This is a genomic window from Streptomyces sp. NBC_00490, from assembly GCF_036013645.1.
GTDB classification, from domain to species: domain Bacteria; phylum Actinomycetota; class Actinomycetes; order Streptomycetales; family Streptomycetaceae; genus Streptomyces; species Streptomyces canus_F.
Genome location: NZ_CP107869.1, coordinates 6,516,895 through 6,536,539, shown reverse-complemented (window position 1 = coordinate 6,536,539; position 19,645 = coordinate 6,516,895). Strand labels below are relative to the sequence as shown.

Below are 19,645 nucleotides of genomic sequence, written 5' to 3'. Positions count from 1 at the left end.
GACGTACGTCCCCGAGAAGGTTCACGCATGTCTCTCGTCCTTGACCCCACCGCCCAGGACCTGCTGTTCCGCGAGGCCCGCACGGCGAACACCTTCACCGACGAGCCGGTGACCGACGAGCAGGTCCAGGCGATCTACGACCTGGTCAAGTTCGGCCCGACCGCCTTCAACCAGACCCCGCTGCGCATCACCCTGGTCCGCTCCCCCGAGGCCCGTGAGCGTCTGGTGCGGCACATGGCCGAGGGCAACCAGCCCAAGACGTCCACCGCCCCGCTGGTCGCGATCCTCTCCGCGGACAACGAGTTCCACGAGGAGCTGCCCACGCTGCTCCCGCACTTCCCGCAGGCCAAGGACCTCTTCTTCAGCGAGCGCCCGGCCCGCGAGAGCGCGGCCGCGCTGAACGCCGCCCTCCAGGCCGCCTACTTCATCATCGGCGTCCGCGCCGCCGGTCTCGCCGCCGGCCCGATGACCGGCGTCGACTTCGAGGGCGTCCGCAAGGAGTTCCTCGACGGCGACCACACCCCGCTGATGGTCGTCAACATCGGCAAGCCGGGCGAGGACGCCTCCTACCCGCGCTCCCCGCGCCTCGCCTACGACGAGGTCGTCACCACGGTCTGAGCGACCCGGACACAGGAGAAGGGCCCCCGGTTCGGGGGCCCTTCTCCTGTGTCCGGTGTGTCCGGGTGTTCCGGACGCCTCGCGTCTCGGGGCGCTCACTCCGACTTGAGCGCCTTCACCATCTGCGTCAGCTCCGCGTGCGACCCCGCGCCCGCCACCACGGTCGTCGCGCCGTCGGCCTGGTGGACGAGCGCGTCGTAGCGACCGCCGGTGTAGCGCGTCCAGGTCCGGCCGCCGATCTCCTCGGTGGTGTCCGTCTTCTCGCCGCCCTGGCTGGCCTCGTCGATGAACTCGGCGGCCGGCTCATGGGTCGACTGCTCGATCTGGACGTAGCCGTCGCCGGGGGTGTGGAAACCCAGGTGCCAGGCGTCGGAGTCCGCGCCGTCGTACCGCACGGAGGTGGCCTTCCAGGTGGCGGGCAGACCCGTCGGCGCCAGCACGGGATAAGGCGCCGCGCGCCGGGCCGTGAGCAGCTCGACGCGGTAGTCGACCCGCTTGACCTCCTGCGGAGAGTCGTCGTGCGGGATGAAGAGGTAGATGACCCCCGCCATGAGACTGATCAGGCCCAGGGAGAGAACCATGTCCCGGACCGTCTTCTGCTTGCCGCTCGAACCTGCCACCGCTCTATCGTCGCAGGTGCCCTGGTCCGCTCATCCGTGGGGTCCCCTGCTCATTTTGTCTGCCTGAGGATAGAGTCGACGGCATCACCCTCATCCGGCCGTCGTCGTATCAGAAAGGTGCGCTCCGATGACCGAGCATCATCATCTGCCCTCCGAGCTCGAAGTACCCTCCGAGGCCCCCGACCGCAACCTCGCCCTGGAACTCGTCCGGGTGACCGAAGCCGCGGCCATGGCCGCGGGCCGCTGGGTCGGTCGCGGCGACAAGAACGGCGCCGACGGTGTCGCGGTGCGCGCCATGCGGACCCTCGTCTCCACCGTGTCGATGAACGGCGTGGTCGTCATCGGCGAGGGCGAGAAGGACGAGGCCCCGATGCTCTTCAACGGGGAGCGCGTCGGCGACGGGACCGGGCCCGAGTGCGACATCGCCGTCGACCCGATCGACGGCACCACCCTGGCCGCCAAGGGCATGCCGAACGCGATCTCCGTACTGGCGGCAGCGGACCGCGGGTCGATGTTCGACCCGTCCGCCGTGTTCTACATGGACAAGCTGGTCACCGGCCCCGACGCCGCGGATTTCGTCGACATCAACGCGCCCGTGTCCGTGAACATCCGGCGGGTCGCGAAGGCGAAGCGGTCCACCCCGGAGGACGTGACCGTCGTCATCCTCGACCGGCCCCGGCACGAGGGGATCATCCAGGAGATCCGGGAGGCGGGTGCGCGCATCAAGCTGATCTCCGACGGTGACGTGGCGGGCTCCATCTACGCGCTGCGCGAAGGCACCGGCGTGGACATGCTGCTGGGCATCGGCGGTACGCCGGAGGGGATCATCTCCGCCTGCGCCGTGAAGTGTCTCGGCGGCACCATCCAGGGCAAGTTGTGGCCCAAGGACGCGGAGGAGCGGCAGCGGGCGATCGACGCGGGGCACGATCTGGACCGGGTGCTGACCACCGACGACCTGGTGTCGGGCGAGAACGTGTTCTTCGTCGCGACGGGGATCACCGACGGTGAGTTGCTGCGGGGTGTGCGGTACCGGTCGGAGACCGCGACGACCGACTCGATCGTGATGCGGTCGAAGTCGGGGACGGTGCGCAGGATCGACTCCGAGCACCGGTTGAGCAAGCTGCGGGCTTACAGCGCGATTGACTTCGATCGCGCCAAATAGCGCCTGACAGCTCGGGGGGCGTGGTGCGTTGGCGGCTGCGGGTGCGCTGTGGCTTGTCGCGCAGTTCCCCGCGCCCCTGAAAGACGTCCAGCTCCTCCTCGATTGAGGAGTAGCTGAACAGTAAAGGGCGCCCCCGGTGCGGTGGGGGCGCCCTTTTACGTGTTCTCGGCGGTCAGCCCGCCTGGGCTATGCGGGAGGTTCCGGCCGCCTTCTTCAGTTCCATGTCGCGGCGCCTGCGGCGGGCCAGGACCACGCGGCGTTCTGCCGCGGTGAGGCCGCCCCAGACGCCGTAGGGCTCGGGTTGCAGGAGTGCGTGTTCGCGGCACTCGACCATGACCGGGCAGCGGGCGCAGACCCGCTTCGCGGCCTCCTCACGGGAGAGCCGGGCGGCGGTGGGTTCCTTCGAGGGCGCGAAGAACAGGCCGGCCTCGTCGCGCCGGCACACCGCCTCGGTGTGCCAAGGCGCGTCTTGGTCCCTGTCTCGCACTGGCACCCGCTGAGCCGGAACGGCAGCTACCTGCAGGGACGAATGCGGCGGTTGCAGCACGGTCTACTCCTGACGACGGCTTCGCGAGCGAGCGACGATGCAGCAAGGCCTACCCGCTGTGCGCGTGCCTATGCACTGAGTTCCGAACCGCTGGATTCCGGGTGGTCCCGTGCTGGGGTGTGAGTGGAAGCGATCGTTTCGCGCGCGGCCCGATTAACAACCGTCAACGATCCAGATGCTTGCGCAAACTCTTGTCGACCTTGTGCTGCACCCGATCGAGGATGTCCGCGACGAGCTTGCCCCGCCGGGGCCGCCCCTCGATGTTGCCGAGCACGGCCCACCCGTCGACGTAGACCACGGGCGCCTGGGGGTCCTCCGAATCCAGGGTGTGCACCTCGAAGTTGCCCAGGACCCCGCCGCCGGTACCGCGCAGCGACACGTTCTCCGGGACCCGGACCTCGACGTTGCCGAACACCGAGATCGCCTTGATCACGACCTGCTGGTACTCGAACAGGGCCTCGCTGAGGTCTATCTCGATGCTGCCGAAGATCGCGTACGCGTGGATACGGCGGCCCGCGCGCCAGCGGCCCTTGCGGACGGCGCTGCTGAACACCGCCACCACGTTCTCGTCGGGCTCGATCGGGACGGCGCCGACCGTGGGACGGTTGGGGGCGGCGGCCGGCGCTGTGCGCCGCCGGTGGGCGGCGGGCAGGTCCTGGATGAAGGCGTCCAGCTCACCGACCGTCTTGGCGGCCAGCACGCCCTCGACGCGCTCGGCGTGCTCGTCCGCGGTGAGCCGGCCCTCGGCCAGCGCCTCGCGCAGGATGTCGGCGATGCGGTCGCGGTCGGCGTCGGAGGCGCGCAGGTCGGTGGTGGCAGCGGGCGAAGTCTGCTTCTCAAGGTCCACGGCAGCAGCGTACCCAAACGCGATAGATCGCGACTAGGCCTGTGGGCGACCAACTGAGCCTTACCTCACAAGCTCCGGGCCTCGGGCAGGTTCTACGCTGGTGAGGCTCGCCAACGGAGGCGGGTCGCCGTCTGCCGAGTGAGGAATGGGCTGAGATGCCTGAGTTCGCGTACACCGATCTGCTCCCCATGGGAGAGGACACCACCCCCTACCGGCTGGTGACCTCCGAGGGTGTCTCCACCTTCGAGGCCGACGGGCGCACGTTCCTCAAGGTCGAGCCGGAGGCGCTGCGCAAGCTCGCCGAAGAGGCCATCCACGACATCCAGCACTACCTGCGCCCCGCGCACCTGGCGCAGCTGCGGCGCATCATCGACGACCCCGAGGCGTCGGGCAACGACAAGTTCGTCGCCCTCGACCTGCTGAAGAACGCGAACATCGCGGCGGCGGGTGTCCTGCCGATGTGCCAGGACACCGGTACGGCGATCGTCATGGGCAAGCGCGGGCAGAACGTCCTGACCGAGGGCGGTGACGAGTCGGCGCTGTCGAAGGGCATCTACGACGCGTACCTGAACCTCAACCTGCGCTACTCGCAGATGGCCCCGCTGACCATGTGGGACGAGAAGAACACCGGCTCCAACCTCCCCGCGCAGATCGAGCTGTACGCGACCGACGGCGGCGCCTACAAGTTCCTCTTCATGGCCAAGGGCGGTGGCTCGGCCAACAAGTCCTTCCTCTACCAGGAGACGAAGGCCGTCCTGAACGAGGCCTCCATGATGAAGTTCCTGGAGGAGAAGATCCGTTCGCTCGGTACGGCCGCCTGCCCGCCGTACCACCTGGCGATCGTGGTCGGCGGCACGTCGGCCGAGTACGCGCTGAAGACCGCGAAGTACGCCTCCGCGCACTACCTCGACGAGATCCCCGCCGAGGGCTCGGAGCTGGGCCACGGCTTCCGGGACAAGGAGCTGGAGGAGAAGGTCTTCGAGCTGACGCAGAAGATCGGCATCGGCGCGCAGTTCGGCGGCAAGTACTTCTGCCACGACGTGCGCGTGGTGCGCCTTCCGCGGCACGGTGCGTCCTGCCCTGTCGCCATCGCCGTGTCCTGCTCCGCGGACCGGCAGGCCGTCGCGAAGATCACCGCCGAGGGTGTGTTCCTGGAGCAGCTCGAGACGGACCCGGCGCGGTTCCTGCCGGAGACGACCGACGAGCACCTCGACGAGGCCGGTGACGTCGTGCGCATCGACCTGAACCAGCCGATGGAGTCGATCCTCGCCGAGCTGACGAAGTACCCGGTCAAGACCCGGCTGTCGCTCTCCGGTCCCCTGGTCGTGGCCCGTGACATCGCGCACGCCAAGATCAAGGAGCGCCTCGACGCGGGCGAGGAGATGCCGCAGTACCTCAAGGACCACCCGGTGTACTACGCCGGTCCCGCGAAGACGCCCGAGGGGTACGCGTCCGGCTCCTTCGGGCCGACGACCGCCGGGCGTATGGACTCCTACGTCGAGCAGTTCCAGGCGGCGGGCGGCTCCAAGGTGATGCTGGCGAAGGGCAACCGGTCCGCTCAGGTCACCAAGGCATGTGATGCCTACGGCGGCTTCTATCTCGGGTCCATCGGCGGGCCGGCGGCCCGGCTCGCGCAGGACTGCATCAAGAAGGTCGAGGTCGTCGAGTACGAGGAGCTCGGCATGGAGGCGGTCTGGAAGATCGAGGTCGAGGACTTCCCGGCGTTCATCGTGGTGGACGACAAGGGCAACGACTTCTTCCAGGACCCGGCGCCCGCGCCGACGTTCACGTCGATTCCGGTGCGGGGGCCTGGGCTGGCGTAGCCCTCTCGGGGCGGCCGGACGTTTTTCGCCCCCGCCGCCCCTACCCGTCCCATCCCCAGGGGCGCTGCCCCTTCGACCCCGGTCCCTGGGGGCTCCGCCCCCAGACCCCCGTCGGCCCTGAAGGGGCCTCGTCCTCAAACGCCGGACAGGCTGAAAGACCTGGACCGGCGCCGGCAAAACATGTCTCCGTTCGGCCCAAGTCCCGGAACATCGGGGCGTCCCCGATCGCTGTACCCGGTATGAGCGACTACCGCATCGAGCACGACTCCATGGGCGAAGTACGGGTTCCGGCCGAGGCCAAGTGGCGGGCGCAGACGCAGCGGGCCGTGGAGAACTTTCCGATCTCCGGGCAGCGGATCGAGCGTGCCCACATCGAGGCGCTCGCGCGGATCAAGGGTGCCGCCGCGAAGGTCAACGCCGAGCTGGGGGTGCTCGACAAGGACATCGCCGAGGCCGTGCGGGAGGCGGCCGGTGAGGTCGCCGAGGGGCGGTGGGACGAGCACTTCCCGATCGACGTGTTCCAGACCGGGTCCGGGACCTCGTCCAACATGAACACCAACGAGGTCATCGCCACGCTGGCGACCGAGCGGCTCGGCCGGCCCGTGCACCCCAACGATCACGTCAACGCCTCCCAGTCCTCCAACGACGTCTTCCCGTCCTCCATCCACATCGCCGCCACCGCCGCCGTCACCCGGGACCTCATCCCGGCGCTGGAGCACCTCGCGGCCTCCCTGGAGGCCAAGTCCGAGGAGTTCGCCGACGTCGTGAAGTCGGGGCGTACCCATCTCATGGATGCCACGCCGGTCACGCTGGGGCAGGAATTCGGGGGATACGCCGCCCAGATGCGGTACGGCGTCGAGCGGCTGCACGCCTCCCTCCCCCGGCTCGCCGAGCTGCCGCTGGGCGGTACCGCGGTCGGCACCGGCATCAACACCCCGCCCGGCTTCTCCGCCGCCGTCATCGAGGAGGTGGCCCGCGTCACCGGGCTGCCGCTGACCGAGGCGCGCGACCACTTCGAGGCGCAGGGGGCCCGGGACGGGATCGTGGAGACGAGCGGGCAGCTGCGGACCATCGCCGTCGGGCTGACGAAGATCGCGAACGATCTGCGGTGGATGGCCTCCGGGCCGCGCACCGGGCTCGCCGAGATCTCCCTCCCCGATCTTCAGCCCGGGTCCTCGATCATGCCCGGCAAGGTCAACCCGGTCATCCCCGAGGCCGTGCTGATGGTCGCGGCCCAGGTCGTCGGCAATGACGCCACCGTCGCCACGGCCGGGGCCGCCGGCAACTTCGAGCTCAACGTCATGCTGCCGGTCATCGCCAAGAACGTGCTGGAGTCGATCCGGCTGCTCGCCAACGTCTCCCGGCTCCTCGCGGACCGGACCGTCGACGGGATCGTCGCGCACCGCGAACGCGCCCGCGAGTACGCCGAGTCGTCACCCTCCGTGGTCACACCGCTGAACAAGTACATCGGGTACGAGGAAGCCGCCAAGGTCGCCAAGAGGGCGCTCGCGGAGCGGAAGACCATTCGTCAAGTCGTCGTGGAAGGCGGGTACATCGAGCGCGGGGACCTCACGGTCGAACAGCTCGACGAAGCGCTGGATGTCCTGCGTATGACGCGTCCGTAACCATTGGCGCCCCGGACGCGAACCGTGACGCGCACCGCAGCGTCGTATGGCCATGGCACCTAATATCTGTTCATGGCAGACGGTGGAGCGGTGAGAGCGGCGGAAGCGGGTAGAACGACGTCCTTCTGGAAGCCCGGGAGTCAGATCCTGTGGCGGTACCGGGAGAACGGCGCCGCGCGTATTCACATCGCACGCCCTGTCACCGTCGTCCGGGACGATCACGACCTGCTGGCCGTGTGGATGGCTCCCGGCACCGAGTGTGTGAAGCCCGTCCTCGCCGACGGCACCTCGGTGCACGCGGAGCCGCTGGAGAGCCGGTACACCAAGCCTCGTACCGTGCAGCGCGACCGCTGGTTCGGCACCGGTGTGCTGAAGCTGGCGCGGCCGGGCGAGCCGTGGTCGGTGTGGCTGTTCTGGGAGCCGGGCTGGCTGTTCAAGAACTGGTACGTGAACCTGGAGGAGCCGCTGGCCCGTTGGGACGGCGGGGTGGACTCCGAGGACCACTTCCTGGACATCTCCGTGCACCCGGACCGCAGTTGGCACTGGCGGGACGAGGACGAGTTCGCGCAGGCCCAGCGGGACGGGCTGATGGACGCGGCGCAGGCCGAACAGGTGCGTCGGGCCGGGCGTTCGGCGGTGGAGGTGATCCGCTCCTGGGGGTCCCCGTACTCGGACGGCTGGCAGCACTGGCGCCCGGATCCGTCCTGGTCGGTACCGTTGCTGCCGGAAGACTGGGACCGCACGCCCGCGCACATGTCCTCATGAGACCCTTGATGCGCCCCCGGGCAACAAACGTAGGATCGTCCTCCGCAAGAGCGCGCGGCGGCAACTACCGGAGCGTGCATCGAGCTTGACCATTCGTCACCGAGGGGCGGCAGGACGTGAGCGAGGGGTACGAGGGCAACACCGGTACGGAGGCCAGACGCTCCGCCGGTGGCACAGGAACATCCTCTGACCACGCGGGAATTCCGTTCCTGGGGCACGTATACCGGGTATCGGCATTTCGGCGGTACGAACTGAGCGCGCGGCGCGCAGCCACCGACGGACGGATTCGACACGCGTGACGGAGCAGCCCACCTCCTTCGAGCGCCCCCAGCCGGGCGCCGACCCCGCGGACCCTCGCGGGGCGCTCCTGCGTGCCTCCACGCCCCCGCACAGCGCCTTACCGGCACAGGCCCGGGCCGGCGAGACCCCGTCTCCGGGGTCCGACATCGCGGCACCGGTGCCCGGCGGCGATCCCGAGCACTCGCAGCCCACCGTGGCCGCCGAGCCGGACACCCACCGTCCGCGACCGGCGCCCGAGAGTGTCCCCCTCCCGTCGGAAGCCGTGTCCGACGGCCCTGAGCGGCGGACCGGGCAGAGTCAGGCGCTCGGCCGGCCGACGCCGATGCGGCGGGACGGCGACCGGCTGCGCTTCGTGGGTGCCGCGACCCGGCGGATCGCCCGTGGCATCGACCTCGACGAGATCGTGATGGGGCTGTGCCGGGCGACCGTGCCGACCTTCTCGGACGCGATCCTGGTCTATCTGCGCGACCCGCTGCCGGTCGGCGACGAGCGGCCCACCGGCCCGCTGGTGCTGCGGCTGCGCCGCACGGACCGGATACCGGAGGAACGGGACACCGAGGGCGGTTTCACCGTGCCCGCGCCCCAGCCGGAGCCGACCGAGCTGACCGAACTGTCGGCCGTGACCGCCGAGCTGTGCGAGGTGCGCACCGGCGGCGCGCTCGCCGAGGTGCTGCGGGGCGTACGCCCCGTCTTCACGGACTCTCCGGCGGCCCGCGCGGCGCTGCCGGAACTCCTCGGCGAGGGCGGCGAGTTGATCGTCCCCGGCGGTCGGCGCGCCATCCTCGCCCCGCTGCGCGGCCGGCGCAGGGTCATCGGCGCCGCGCTGTTCCTGCGCCGCCCGGACCGCATCGCCTTCGAGCCGGACGACCTCCTGGTCGCCGCCCAGCTCGCCACGCACAGCGCGCTCGGCATCGACAAGGCCGTGCTGTACGGCCGTGAGGCGTACATCGCCGACGAACTCCAGCGCACCATGCTGCCGGAGACGCTCCCGCGGCCGACGGGGGTCCGGCTGGCCTCGCGCTATCTGCCGGCCGCCGAGACCGCCCGCGTCGGCGGCGACTGGTACGACGCGATCCCCCTGCCGGGCAGCCGGGTCGCGCTGGTCGTCGGTGACGTCATGGGCCACTCCATGACCTCGGCCGCGATCATGGGCCAGCTGCGGACGACGGCGCAGACGCTCGCCGGTCTCGACCTGCCGCCCCAGGAGGTCCTGCACCACCTGGACGAGCAGGCCCAGCGGCTCGGCACGGACCGCATGGCGACCTGCCTCTACGCCGTCTACGACCCGGTGTCGCATCGCATCACCATCGCCAACGCCGGCCATCCGCCGCCCGTCCTGCTCCACCTGGGCGGCCGGGCGGAGGTGCTGCGGGTCCCCCCGGGCGCGCCGATCGGTGTCGGCGGCGTCGACTTCGAAGCGGTGGAGCTGGACGCCCCGGCCGGAGCGACCCTGCTCCTGTACACCGACGGGCTGGTCGAATCGCGCCTGCGGGACGTGTGGAGCGGCATAGAGCAACTGCGCGAGAAGCTCGCCGCGACCGCGCAGTTGACCGGGCCGGATCATCCGCCGCCGCTGGAGGCGCTGTGCGACGAGGTGCTCGACATGCTCGGACCGGGCGACCGGGACGACGACATCGCGCTGCTCGCCGCCCGCTTCGAGGGGATCGCACCGAGTGACGTGGCGTACTGGTTCCTGGAGCCGGAGGACGCGGCACCGGGGCGGGCCCGACGGCTGGCCCGGCGTGCCCTGTCCCGCTGGGGGCTCGAGGACATGTCCGACTCGGTGGAGCTGCTCGTCAGCGAGGTCGTGACCAACGCCGTGCGGTACGCCTCGCGGCCGGTGACCCTGCGGTTGCTGCGGACCGATGTGCTGCGCTGCGAAGTCGGCGACGACGTGCCCCAGCTGCCGCGGCTGCGGCAGGCCCGGGCCACCGACGAGGGCGGGCGGGGCCTGTACCTCGTCAACAAGCTGGCGCGCCGGTGGGGAGCGACCCGGCTGAGCACCGGCAAGGTCGTCTGGTTCGAGCTGAACCGAAGCTGAGAGGACGAAGGGCGCCCGGCGGATGCCGGGCGCCCTTCGTGCTGCGCTACAGATCGTCCCCCGGGTCCACCGGATCCTCCGGGATGCCGTCCGTCGGTGGCTTCGTCGTCGGCGTCTGCGTGGGCGTCTGCGTCGGAGTCTGGGTCGGGGTCTGGGTGGGCGTCTGGGTCGGGGTCTGCGTGGGCGTCTGCGTCGGGGTCTGGGTCGGCGTCTGCGTCGGGGTCTGGGTCGGGGTCTGCGTGGGCGTCTGCGTCGGCGTCCACGTCGGCTCGACCGCCGCGCCCTGGTCGGTGTCCAGGTCGAACTCGGCGGACGTGGACGTCACACCGAACATGTAGGCCGCCCAGATCTGCGCCGGGAAGCCACCGCCGTTGACGCGCGGCTCGCCGCCCGCCCCGTACATCTCGACCTGTCCCGGCTTCTTGTGGTTCTCGCCGAACAGGCCGACCGAGGTGACCAGGTCGGGGGTGTAACCGGTGAACCAGGCCGACTTGTTGTCGTCGGACGTACCCGTCTTGCCCGCGACCTCCTGGCCGTCGCGCTTGGGGTTGTCACGGACGGACCTCTTGGCCGTACCGTCGTCGACCACGCCGGTCAGCACCGAGGTCACCGTGTCGGCGGTCTTGCGGCTGATCACCTGCTCGCCGATCGGGTCGGGCATCTCGACCTCGCTGCCGTTGCGCTCGGCCGACTTGATGATGGTCGGGGTGACCTTCTTGCCGTGGTTGTCGAGAGTGGCGTAGACCCCGGCCATCTGGATCGGGCTCGCGCCCATCGTGCCCAGGGTGTAGGCGGGCAGCGCCTTCAGGTCACCGGTATCCATGCCGAGGTCGGCGGCGGTCTTGAGGACCTTGTCCATGCCGACGTCGACGCCCAGCTGCGCGAAGACCGAGTTGATGGACTTGTTCATCGCCGTCTGGACGGTGACGTCACCGTAGTCCTGGTCGTCCTCGTTCTCCGGAGCGAAGGCGATGTCGCTGCCCTTGACGGGACGCTTGCTGGTGCCGTCGTAGATCGTGCTGGTGGTGATCTTCTCGTCGTCCTGGGTCACCGCGCCGTCCTGAAGGGCGGCGGCCAGGATGACCGGCTTGAACGTCGACGCGGGCTGGTAGTCCACCCGGTTGGCGTTGTTGTAGGAGTGCTTGATGTAGTCCTGGCCGCCGTAGAGGGCGACGATCTTCCCCGTCTTGGGGTCGACGGATGCGGCACCCGCCTGGACGTCCTTGTCGACCGACCGCTTGTCGGGGTCCAGTTTGTCGGTCAGCTGGCTCTTGACGGCCTTCTCCAGCTGCGCCTGCTTCTTCTTGTCGATGTTCAGGGTGATGGTCCAGCCACCCCGGTCGTACTGGGCCAGCGCCTCGTCCTCGGTGAGGCTGTCCTTGCTCATCAGCTGCGCGATCAGCTGCTGCTTGGCGAGCTTGACGAAGTAGCCCTTCTGCCCCTTGAGCCCGGACTCGGCCTTGGGCTCCTTGGGGACCGGGAACGTCATCTCCGCGCGCTTGGAGGCGTCCAGCCAGTCTTCCTCGACCATGTTGTCCAGGACGTAGTTCCAGCGCTGCTTGACCAGCTTCTTGCTGAAGTCCGAGGCGACCGCCCAGTCGTACTGGCTCGGCGCCTGGAGCAGCGCGGCGAGGTAGGCGCCCTGCTCGACGCTCAGGTCCTCGGCGTCGACGCGGTAGTAGGCCTGCGCGGCGGCCTGGATGCCGTAGGCGGTACGGCCGTAGTAGCTGGTGTTGATGTAGCCCGCGAGGATCTCGTCCTTGGACTTCTGGCGGTCCACCTTGAGCGAGATCACCAGCTCGCGGAGCTTGCGGGTGACCGTCTGGTCCTGGGTGAGGTAGTAGTTCTTGACGTACTGCTGGGTGATCGTCGAACCACCCTGCTTGCCCTTGCCGGACAGCGTGTTGAGCAGACCTCGGGCGGTGCCCTTCAGGTCGACGCCGGAGTCCTGGTAGAAGGACTTGTTCTCGGCGGCCACGAAGGTGAGCTGGACCTTCTTGGGGATCTTGGCGAGGTCCACGGTCTCGCGGTTCACCTTGCCGTCCCGGACCAGGACGTCGCCGTTGCTGTACTTGATGGTGTTGCTCTGGAGCTCGGCCTGCGCGTTCCCCTCGGGGACCTGCACCATCATGTACAGGACGATGAAGGCACCGATGCCGAGCAGGCAGAAGCCGAGGAACGTGCCGAGGATCTTCTTCCAGGTGAAGATCCAGCGTATGAGGCTCTTGTCGCCGCTGCCGGAAGCCCGGGTCGAAGCGCCCGTCGAAGCGCTGGCCGCCCTCGACGAACGGCCCTTGGGCGCGGCGCGGTGACCGCCGCGCTGTCGCGCTCGTCTTTCTTCCGCTCGTCCCATGGGTCCGTTCTGCTCCGCTTCGCTCGTGTGTGCGCATGTGTCACACAGGTTCGCCGGTCAGGTCAGCTCAGAAAGCTAACACCGGGAGATGTGACAAAGGGCAGCCGATCCGGTCTTTTGCGGACGTGACAATCAGCACCCGTTCCTTACGGAACTGACGAGCGAGGGGTGTGAAGGGTTGCCTTCGGCGGTAAAAGTGATATCACTTAGTGAGCACACAGCTAGCCGTACCAGTACTTCGAGAACCGGGGGACCAACCAATGACCACCCACGACGACACCACCGTCGACGTACCCGACATGCCCGCCCCACGCGTGCGGGAGTTCACCGCCCACAGCATCGGCGGCGGGCTCGCCCTGCTCCTCGGGCTGCTCGGACTGTTCGCGGGCGCCGGAATGATTGCGGGCGCTACGGCGGTCTCGGCGACCGGCGGGAAGGCCGCGCTGATCGTCGGCGGGATCCTGGTCGGTCTCGCCGCGTTTCTCGCCATGTGCGGGCTGAACACGGTGGCGCCGGGCGAGGCGCGGGTCGTGCAGCTCTTCGGGCGCTACAAGGGGACGATCCGGCAGGACGGGCTGCGCTGGGTGAACCCCTTCACCTCGCGCACCAAGATCTCGACGCGGGTGCGCAACCACGAGACGGCCGTCCTGAAGGTCAACGACGCCTACGGCAACCCGATCGAGCTCGCCGCGGTCGTGGTGTGGCGGATCGAGGACACCGCGCAGGCCACCTTCGAGGTGGACGACTACATCGAGTTCGTGTCCACCCAGACCGAGGCGGCCGTCCGGCACATCGCCATCGAGTACCCCTACGACGCCCACGAGGAGAGCGGCCTGTCCCTGCGCGGCAACGCCGAGGAGATCACCGAGAAGCTCGCCCTCGAACTGCACGCGCGCGTGGAGGCGGCCGGCGTCGAGATCATCGAGTCCCGCTTCACCCACCTCGCCTACGCTCCCGAGATCGCCTCGGCGATGCTCCAGCGGCAGCAGGCCGGGGCGATCGTCGCGGCGCGGCGGCAGATCGTGGACGGGGCGGTCGGGATGGTCGAGGCGGCGCTCGCCCGGATCAGCGAGCAGGGCATCGTGGAGCTGGACGACGAACGCAAGGCGGCGATGGTGTCGAACCTGATGGCGGTGCTGTGCGGGGACCGCGCGGCACAGCCCGTCCTGAACACGGGGACCCTCTACCAGTGACGGAGGAGTCCGCGCCCAAGCGGCGGCCGCAGCAGCGCAAGCAGGTGCTGCTGCGGCTGGACCCGTCGGTGTACGAGGCGCTGGCCCGGTGGGCCGGGGACGAGCTGCGGTCGGCGAACGCGCAGATCGAGTTCCTGTTGCGCAAGGCCCTGGCGGACGCCGGACGGCTGCCGGGCGAGGCCGGGCCCATCCCGCGCCGGGGCCGGCCACCAGCCGATCCGGAGACCTGAGATCCGTGTAGCAGAACCGTGACAATCGGCCCTCACCTGCGGTTCGGCACCCGTCCGTGGCACCTGCACACTCGACGTATACATGCCGTGTATACGCCGCGTGTACAGTCCTCCGCATGTCCATCGGTCACACCCTTTTGGGACTCCTGGAATCCGGCCCCCGCCACGGCTACGACCTGAAGCGGGCCTTCGACGAGAGGTTCGGCCACGACCGGCCCCTGCACTACGGCCAGGTCTATTCGACGATGTCCCGCCTGCTGAAGAACGGGCTCGTCGAGGTCGACGGCATCGAGGCCGGCGGCGGGCCCGAGCGCAAGCGGTACGCGATCACCGAGGCCGGCATCACCGACGTACAGCGATGGCTGGCCACGCCGGAGAAGCCCGAGCCGTATCTGCAGTCGACGCTGTACACGAAGGTCGTCCTCGCGCTGCTCACGCACCGCGACGCCGCCGACATCCTCGACACGCAGCGCTCTGAGCATCTGCGCATGATGCGGATCCTCACCGACCGGAAGCGGAAGGGGGACCTCGCCGATCAGCTGATCTGCGACCACGCCCTGTTCCATCTCGAAGCAGATCTGCGCTGGCTGGAACTGACCGCCGCGCGTCTCGACAAGCTCGCACAGGTGGTGGCCGAATGACTCCCGCTGGTTCCCTGCTCGTGGCCGACGACCTGCGCAAGGCGTACGGCCCGACCCTGGCGCTCGACGGCGCCCAGTTCTCCATCCACCCGGGCGAGGTCGTCGCCGTGATGGGCCCCTCCGGGTCCGGCAAGTCCACGCTGCTGCACTGTCTCGCCGGGATCGTCACGCCCGACTCGGGCTCGATCATGTACGGCGGGCGCGAGATGGCGACGATGAACGACGCCCAGCGCAGCGAGCTGCGGCGCTCCCAGTTCGGGTTCGTCTTCCAGTTCGGCCAGCTCGTCCCCGAGCTGACCTGTGTGGAGAACGTCGCCCTGCCGCTGCGGCTCAACGGCACCTCCCGCAAGGAGGCCGAGCGGACCGCCGTGACGTGGATGGAGCGGCTGGAGGTCGACGACCTGAGGAAGAAGCGGCCGGGTGAGATCTCCGGCGGGCAGGGGCAACGGGTCGCCGTGGCACGGTCGTTGGTGACCGGCCCGCGCGTGCTGTTCGCCGACGAGCCCACCGGCGCGCTCGACTCGCTCAACGGCGAGCGGGTGATGGAGCTGCTCACCGAGGCCGCGCGGTCCACCAACGCGGCCGTCGTCCTGGTCACGCACGAGGCGCGGGTGGCGGCCTACTCCGACCGCGAGATCGTCGTACGGGACGGGAAGTCCCGGGACATGGAGCGAGTCGTATGAGGCAGTGGACGCGGGACCTGGGGATGGGGGTCAGATTCGCGTTCGCGGGGGGACGCGAAGGCTGGATCCGGGTGCTGCTGACGGCGGTCGGGGTGGGGCTCGGGGTGGCGCTGCTGCTGCTGACCACCGCGATCCCGAGCGCGATGTCGGCGCGGGACGACCGGGAGGCCGCGCGGAACGACATGTCGTTCAGCGCGACCCGGATCAAGAAGGCCGACGACACCCTGGTCGTCGGATACATCACCACGACCTATCACGACAAGAGCGTGCGGGGCCGGGAGCTGGAGCCCGAGGGGCCGAAGTCGCCGCTGCCGCCGGGGCTCTCCGCCTTTCCCGCGGTGGGCGAGATGGTGGTCTCCCCCGCGCTGAAGAAGCTCCTGGAGTCCGGCGACGGGAAGGTGCTGCGGGAGCGGCTGCCGGACCGGATCGTCGGGACCATCGGGGAGAGCGGTCTGATCGGCTCGGCCGAACTCGCCTTCTACCGCGGCGCCGAGGGACTCGCGCCCAAGATCAACGGCGGTGTCGTGGACCGCATCGAGCGGTTCGGGTCCCCGCAGCAGTCCAAGGAACCGCTGGATCCCGTCCTGCTCCTGCTGATCCTCGTCGTCTTCGCGGTCCTGCTGACGCCCGTCGCCGTCTTCATCGCGGCGGCCGTGCGGTTCGGCGGCGAGCGGCGCGACCGGCGGCTCGCGGCCCTGAGGCTGGTGGGCTCCGACGCGCGGATGACCCGGCGGGTCGCGGCGGGCGAGGCGATGGCCGGAGCCATGGTGGGCCTGGTCCTGGGCGCCGGCTTCTTCATGATCGGGCGTCAGATCGCGGGCTCCGTGGAGCTCTTCGACTACAGCTTCTTCCCGAGCTATCTCAACCCCTCGCCCCTGCTGGCCCTGCTGGTCGCCGTCGCGGTGCCCGCGGCCGCCGTGCTGGTCACCCAGCTGGCGCTGCGCGGTGTCGTCATCGAGCCGCTGGGCGTGGTGCGTACGGCGAAGCCCTCGCGGCGCCGGCTGTGGTGGCGGCTGCTGCTGCCGCTCGGCGGGCTCGCGATGCTCTACCCGATGATCGGCCAGGGACGCGACAGCGGGAACTTCAACCAGTACCTCACCATCGGTGGCGTCATGCTGCTGCTGGTCGGTGTGACCGCGCTGCTGCCCTGGGCTGTCGAAGCGGTCGTCTCCCGGCTCGGAGCGGGCCCGGTGGCCTGGCAACTGGCGGTTCGCAGACTCCAGTTGAGCAGCGGCACAGCGGCCCGCATGGTCAACGGCATCGCGGTGGCGGTGGCCGGCGCGATCGCCCTGCAGATGCTGTTCGCCGGAGTCGACGGCCAGTACACGGAGCGCAAGGACGAGAACGTCACCGGCGCGCAGGTGGCCGTACAGCTGTCCACGGGGAGTCCGGTCGCCGAGGCCAAGGAGAAGCTCGCGGCGACCCGGGGCGTCAAGCACGTCTACCACCTGTCCGACGGATACCTCGGCAGCAGCCGCCTCGACCCCCAGAACTTCGCCCCCGTGTCCGTCGGCACCTGTGCGGCCCTGCGCGAGGTCGCGAAGCTCCCTTCCTGCCGTGACGGCGACGTGTTCGTCCTGAGGGCCGGCGACTACGCCTACGACACGGGCAAGATGGTCAAGAGCGGCAACAAGCTCTGGTTCGACGACTCCGACGACAACGCGACGACGAAGCCGGTCGCCTGGACCGTCCCGAAGGACGTCAAGGCCGTCCAGGGCACCGAGGACTCGACCCGCTTCGGGCGCGCGGGCCTCCTGATGACACCGGCGGCGCTGCCCTCGGGAGCCGACCCGCTGCTCACCCCCGAGCTGTATCTGGGGCTCGACGACGCGGTGCCGGACGCCATCGAGTACGTCCGCAACACGACGGCGGCCATCGACCCGTACCAGGAGCCCGTCCAGATCACGTCCTCCGTGCGCGACGAGAACTACGCCTCCATCCGCGGTGGCCTGTTCGTCGGCGCCACCTGCGTCCTGATGCTGATCGGCGCGAGTCTGCTGGTCTCCCAGCTGGAGCAGCTCCGTGAACGCAAGAAGCTGCTGTCCGCCCTGATCGCCTTCGGCACCAAGCGCTCCACGCTGAGCCTGTCGGTGCTGTGGCAGACGGCGATCCCGGTCGGTCTCGGACTGGTGCTGGCCTCGACGGTGGGGCTGACACTCGGTGTGGTCCTGCTGAAGATGACGGACACCCCGGTGTCCGTGGACTGGGCGAGCGTGCTGTCGATGGCGGGCGCGGGCGCCGCGGTCGTCCTGATGGTGACGCTGCTCAGCCTGCCGCCGCTGCTGCGGCTGATGCGGCCGGACGGGCTGCGCACGGAGTAGCCGGTACGACGACGAGGGCCCCTCCGGTTCGGGAGGGGCCCTTTCCGTGTGCTCAGAGGCTGTACTCCCGTACCACCCGCCGCACCTGGGCGAAGAGCATGCCCACGTTCACCGATTTCCGGCAGACCACCACGGCCACCACGTCCTGCTGTTCGTTCAGCCGGATGAACAGGTGGGTGAGGTTCTCGCTGTTGACCAGGATCTCCTGGAAGAAGTGGTTGTCGCCGCCCACCCCGCGGCGTTCCTTGAAGACGTCCTCGATCATCACGACCGTGCGGCCCTGGAACAGGTCGAGCGTCGCGCCCGCCAGCAGGTCCAGCACCTCCGGCGGATGGTTCTCGACGGTCTCGTACGAAAGGAGCATGCCGGTGGACATGTCGACCACGCCCGAGGCGACACAGTCGGGGGCATCGGTACGCAGTGACTTGACCAGGCCCATCACCTGATCGGAGAAACCAGGGGTCATACGCTTCGTCGCCATCCCTTCAGACTCCTTCCGCTGCCTTGTGCGTCAGGATCGAGCCGATACGGTCGAGAGCGGGCTGGGTCGCCCGGTGCAGTCGGTCCACGTCCATGCCCTCGTCGCCGAGGACGACCATGAGGGCGGTGTCACCGACCGCGTAGAACGCCGCACAGCCGTGACTGCCGTAGGCCACGGTCTGGCGCAGGGTGCCCCGGGCGGTCGCCTGGGCGGTACGGCGGGCGAGTCCGAGGCCGGCCGCGGCGAGGGCGGCGAGGCCCTCCGGATCGATGGAGTCGGCGGTGTCCGCCGCGATGAGCAGTCCGTCGGCGGCGGCGACCGCCGTGTCGGTGATGCCGGTCACCTGTTCCCGCAGTCCACGCATTTCCCGTGCCAGTGCTTCGTGATCCATGTATTCAACTCCCCTATTTCTGTTCGGATCTGTTCGGCTTCTTCATTCGAGGGCTCTCTTTCGGGCTCATTCGGGCTCTCATTGGGGGGCTCCGTTTCGCATCCGGAAGAATCCGCCGGGTTTACGGCGGGGCAGGGTGCCGGGGACGAGCGGCGGGGCGGTGGGAGGCGACGGATCGCGCTGCCGCACCCCCTGGCCGTCGGGGACGGGCCGGACCGGGATCGGGGTGGGTGCCGCGGCCAGCTCCAGGAGGCCCTCGCCGAGCAGTCGGGCCATCTCGACGGTGACGGTGTAGACGCCGCGCCCGGTGCGGAAGGCCAGGTCACGGGCGGTGCTGCGGCCGTCGGCGTGGGCGAGCAGCTCGCGTTGCGGCGCGGTGAGGGGGCCGGCGTCCATGCCCGGGACCGGATGCGGGCGCTCCCGGTCGGGGTGCACGGGGTGGGGCAGCGCGGCCAGGGCGGCGAGCCTGCGGGTGCCTTCCTGGAGCAGCCGGTTCGAGGTCTCGCCGACGGCGATCGTGGCGAACGGCTCGGTCTCGGGGGCCCGTTCACAGCCGTGCACCCGGCCCGCGAGCACGGCGAACACGGCGTCGTGCAGCGCCATCACACACACGACCTTGAGCTGGGCGGCCCCGGCGTAGCCGCGCGCGATCAGCCGGGCCGCCGGCCAGCGCTCGCCGCCCGACTCCCGTACCAGCGCGGCCCACTCCTCCCCGCTGACCCGGCCCGAGCGCAGCAGCAGCGCCTCCGGGCCGGGGGCGCCGGGACTCTGCGCGCCCACGACGAGGCCGTTGCGCAGATGGAGGGTGCCGCCGGGCGCACCGGCCACTCTCAGTTCCCCGGTGAACTCCTCACGCCCACACTGCGTCAGGGCGTGTGCCAGCAGGTCGTGACCGACCTGGTCGAGGTCGAGGGGGTCGCGGAGGCCCGACATCACTTCCCCCTGGCATTTCGCACATACGCCTGGCGCGTAGCGCTGAGGGGGGTATGTGTATCAGCCGTGGG

General features: G+C 69.7%; 18 protein-coding genes. 11 read left to right on the top strand and 7 right to left on the bottom strand.

The features are described 5' to 3' along the window. The first annotated feature begins 27 nt into the window (after window positions 1-27). Window positions 28-618, top strand: coding sequence for a malonic semialdehyde reductase (locus OG381_RS29930; RefSeq protein ID WP_327719169.1), 591 nt, complete (start codon window positions 28-30; stop codon window positions 616-618). A gap of 95 nt (window positions 619-713) precedes the next feature. Here OG381_RS29930 and OG381_RS29925 read toward each other — a convergent pair whose 3' ends face one another. Beyond that, complete coding sequence (locus tag OG381_RS29925) at window positions 714-1,238, bottom strand: DUF4245 domain-containing protein (protein ID WP_327719168.1); 525 nt, start codon at window positions 1,236-1,238, stop codon at window positions 714-716. Between the two features lie 127 nt (window positions 1,239-1,365). On the opposite strand from OG381_RS29925, the gene glpX reads away from it, so the two are divergent. Further along, on the top strand, window positions 1,366-2,400 hold the full coding sequence (gene glpX / locus OG381_RS29920; RefSeq protein ID WP_307026374.1) for a class II fructose-bisphosphatase: 1,035 nt from the start codon (window positions 1,366-1,368) through the stop codon (window positions 2,398-2,400). A gap of 172 nt (window positions 2,401-2,572) precedes the next feature. Here glpX and OG381_RS29915 read toward each other — a convergent pair whose 3' ends face one another. Beyond that, window positions 2,573-2,947 carry a WhiB family transcriptional regulator gene (locus tag OG381_RS29915; RefSeq protein WP_307026377.1) on the bottom strand — a complete coding sequence of 125 codons (375 nt, stop codon included), beginning with the start codon at window positions 2,945-2,947 and terminating at the stop codon, window positions 2,573-2,575. A 163-nt stretch (window positions 2,948-3,110) separates the two neighbouring features. Further along, window positions 3,111-3,794, bottom strand: a complete 684-nt coding sequence (locus OG381_RS29910) for a DUF1707 domain-containing protein (RefSeq protein WP_327719167.1) — start codon at window positions 3,792-3,794, stop codon at window positions 3,111-3,113. 155 nt (window positions 3,795-3,949) lie between these two features. Here OG381_RS29910 and OG381_RS29905 point away from each other — a divergent pair, with 155 nt between their 5' ends. From OG381_RS29905 to OG381_RS29890, 4 genes are all read left to right on the top strand, one after another. Beyond that, window positions 3,950-5,617, top strand: a complete 1,668-nt coding sequence (locus OG381_RS29905) for a fumarate hydratase (RefSeq protein ID WP_266822505.1) — start codon at window positions 3,950-3,952, stop codon at window positions 5,615-5,617. Between the two features lie 239 nt (window positions 5,618-5,856). Further along, the gene (locus OG381_RS29900) at window positions 5,857-7,242 is read left to right on the top strand and encodes a class II fumarate hydratase (protein WP_327719166.1); all 1,386 of its coding nucleotides are present in this window, start codon (window positions 5,857-5,859) and stop codon (window positions 7,240-7,242) included. A 72-nt stretch (window positions 7,243-7,314) separates the two neighbouring features. Further along, window positions 7,315-8,007: a cytidylyl-2-hydroxypropylphosphonate hydrolase gene (gene fomD / locus OG381_RS29895; RefSeq protein ID WP_327719165.1), complete on the top strand. Its 693-nt coding sequence runs from the start codon at window positions 7,315-7,317 to the stop codon at window positions 8,005-8,007. 295 nt (window positions 8,008-8,302) lie between these two features. Next, on the top strand, window positions 8,303-10,348 hold the full coding sequence (locus OG381_RS29890) for a SpoIIE family protein phosphatase (protein WP_327719164.1): 2,046 nt from the start codon (window positions 8,303-8,305) through the stop codon (window positions 10,346-10,348). A gap of 46 nt (window positions 10,349-10,394) precedes the next feature. Here the strand turns inward: OG381_RS29890 and OG381_RS29885 are convergent, their stop codons facing one another. After that, on the bottom strand, window positions 10,395-12,701 hold the full coding sequence (locus OG381_RS29885; RefSeq protein ID WP_327719163.1) for a transglycosylase domain-containing protein: 2,307 nt from the start codon (window positions 12,699-12,701) through the stop codon (window positions 10,395-10,397). A gap of 260 nt (window positions 12,702-12,961) precedes the next feature. Here OG381_RS29885 and OG381_RS29880 point away from each other — a divergent pair, with 260 nt between their 5' ends. From OG381_RS29880 to OG381_RS29860, 5 genes are all read left to right on the top strand, one after another. Beyond that, complete coding sequence (locus OG381_RS29880) at window positions 12,962-13,894, top strand: SPFH domain-containing protein (protein WP_327719162.1); 933 nt, start codon at window positions 12,962-12,964, stop codon at window positions 13,892-13,894. Then, window positions 13,891-14,124 carry a hypothetical protein gene (locus OG381_RS29875; RefSeq protein ID WP_327719161.1) on the top strand — a complete coding sequence of 78 codons (234 nt, stop codon included), beginning with the start codon at window positions 13,891-13,893 and terminating at the stop codon, window positions 14,122-14,124. The genes OG381_RS29880 and OG381_RS29875 overlap by 4 nt, the downstream gene beginning before the upstream one ends. 116 nt (window positions 14,125-14,240) lie before the next feature. After that, on the top strand, window positions 14,241-14,765 hold the full coding sequence (locus OG381_RS29870) for a PadR family transcriptional regulator (RefSeq protein WP_327719160.1): 525 nt from the start codon (window positions 14,241-14,243) through the stop codon (window positions 14,763-14,765). After that, a complete protein-coding gene (locus OG381_RS29865) occupies window positions 14,762-15,448 on the top strand; it encodes an ABC transporter ATP-binding protein (RefSeq protein ID WP_327719159.1) in 687 nt (228 codons plus the stop codon). The genes OG381_RS29870 and OG381_RS29865 overlap by 4 nt, the downstream gene beginning before the upstream one ends. Beyond that, a complete protein-coding gene (locus OG381_RS29860) occupies window positions 15,445-17,769 on the top strand; it encodes an ABC transporter permease (protein WP_327719158.1) in 2,325 nt (774 codons plus the stop codon). The genes OG381_RS29865 and OG381_RS29860 overlap by 4 nt, the downstream gene beginning before the upstream one ends. Before the next feature lie 52 nt (window positions 17,770-17,821). Here OG381_RS29860 and OG381_RS29855 read toward each other — a convergent pair whose 3' ends face one another. From OG381_RS29855 to OG381_RS29845, 3 genes are all read right to left on the bottom strand, one after another. After that, window positions 17,822-18,250 (bottom strand): hypothetical protein, encoded by a 429-nt coding sequence (locus OG381_RS29855; protein ID WP_307026400.1) that lies wholly within the window; start codon window positions 18,248-18,250, stop codon window positions 17,822-17,824. Window positions 18,251-18,254: 4 nt separating this feature from the next. Continuing rightward, window positions 18,255-18,641 carry a roadblock/LC7 domain-containing protein gene (locus tag OG381_RS29850; RefSeq protein ID WP_327719157.1) on the bottom strand — a complete coding sequence of 129 codons (387 nt, stop codon included), beginning with the start codon at window positions 18,639-18,641 and terminating at the stop codon, window positions 18,255-18,257. A gap of 78 nt (window positions 18,642-18,719) precedes the next feature. Continuing rightward, a complete protein-coding gene (locus OG381_RS29845) occupies window positions 18,720-19,574 on the bottom strand; it encodes a MarR family transcriptional regulator (RefSeq protein ID WP_327719156.1) in 855 nt (284 codons plus the stop codon). Window positions 19,575-19,645 lie beyond the last annotated feature (71 nt).

Coding starts and splice junctions, on each gene's coding strand:
- OG381_RS29860 (WP_327719158.1), top strand. CDS start 15,445: ATGAGGCAGTGGACGCGGGACCTGGGGATGGGGGTCAGATTCGCGTTC.
- OG381_RS29855 (WP_307026400.1), bottom strand. CDS start 18,250: ATGGCGACGAAGCGTATGACCCCTGGTTTCTCCGATCAGGTGATGGGC.
- OG381_RS29850 (WP_327719157.1), bottom strand. CDS start 18,641: ATGGATCACGAAGCACTGGCACGGGAAATGCGTGGACTGCGGGAACAG.
- OG381_RS29865 (WP_327719159.1), top strand. CDS start 14,762: ATGACTCCCGCTGGTTCCCTGCTCGTGGCCGACGACCTGCGCAAGGCG.
- fomD (WP_327719165.1), top strand. CDS start 7,315: ATGGCAGACGGTGGAGCGGTGAGAGCGGCGGAAGCGGGTAGAACGACG.
- glpX (WP_307026374.1), top strand. CDS start 1,366: ATGACCGAGCATCATCATCTGCCCTCCGAGCTCGAAGTACCCTCCGAG.
- OG381_RS29845 (WP_327719156.1), bottom strand. CDS start 19,574: ATGTCGGGCCTCCGCGACCCCCTCGACCTCGACCAGGTCGGTCACGAC.
- OG381_RS29870 (WP_327719160.1), top strand. CDS start 14,241: ATGTCCATCGGTCACACCCTTTTGGGACTCCTGGAATCCGGCCCCCGC.
- OG381_RS29880 (WP_327719162.1), top strand. CDS start 12,962: ATGACCACCCACGACGACACCACCGTCGACGTACCCGACATGCCCGCC.
- OG381_RS29930 (WP_327719169.1), top strand. CDS start 28: ATGTCTCTCGTCCTTGACCCCACCGCCCAGGACCTGCTGTTCCGCGAG.
- OG381_RS29900 (WP_327719166.1), top strand. CDS start 5,857: ATGAGCGACTACCGCATCGAGCACGACTCCATGGGCGAAGTACGGGTT.
- OG381_RS29885 (WP_327719163.1), bottom strand. CDS start 12,701: ATGGGACGAGCGGAAGAAAGACGAGCGCGACAGCGCGGCGGTCACCGC.
- OG381_RS29905 (WP_266822505.1), top strand. CDS start 3,950: ATGCCTGAGTTCGCGTACACCGATCTGCTCCCCATGGGAGAGGACACC.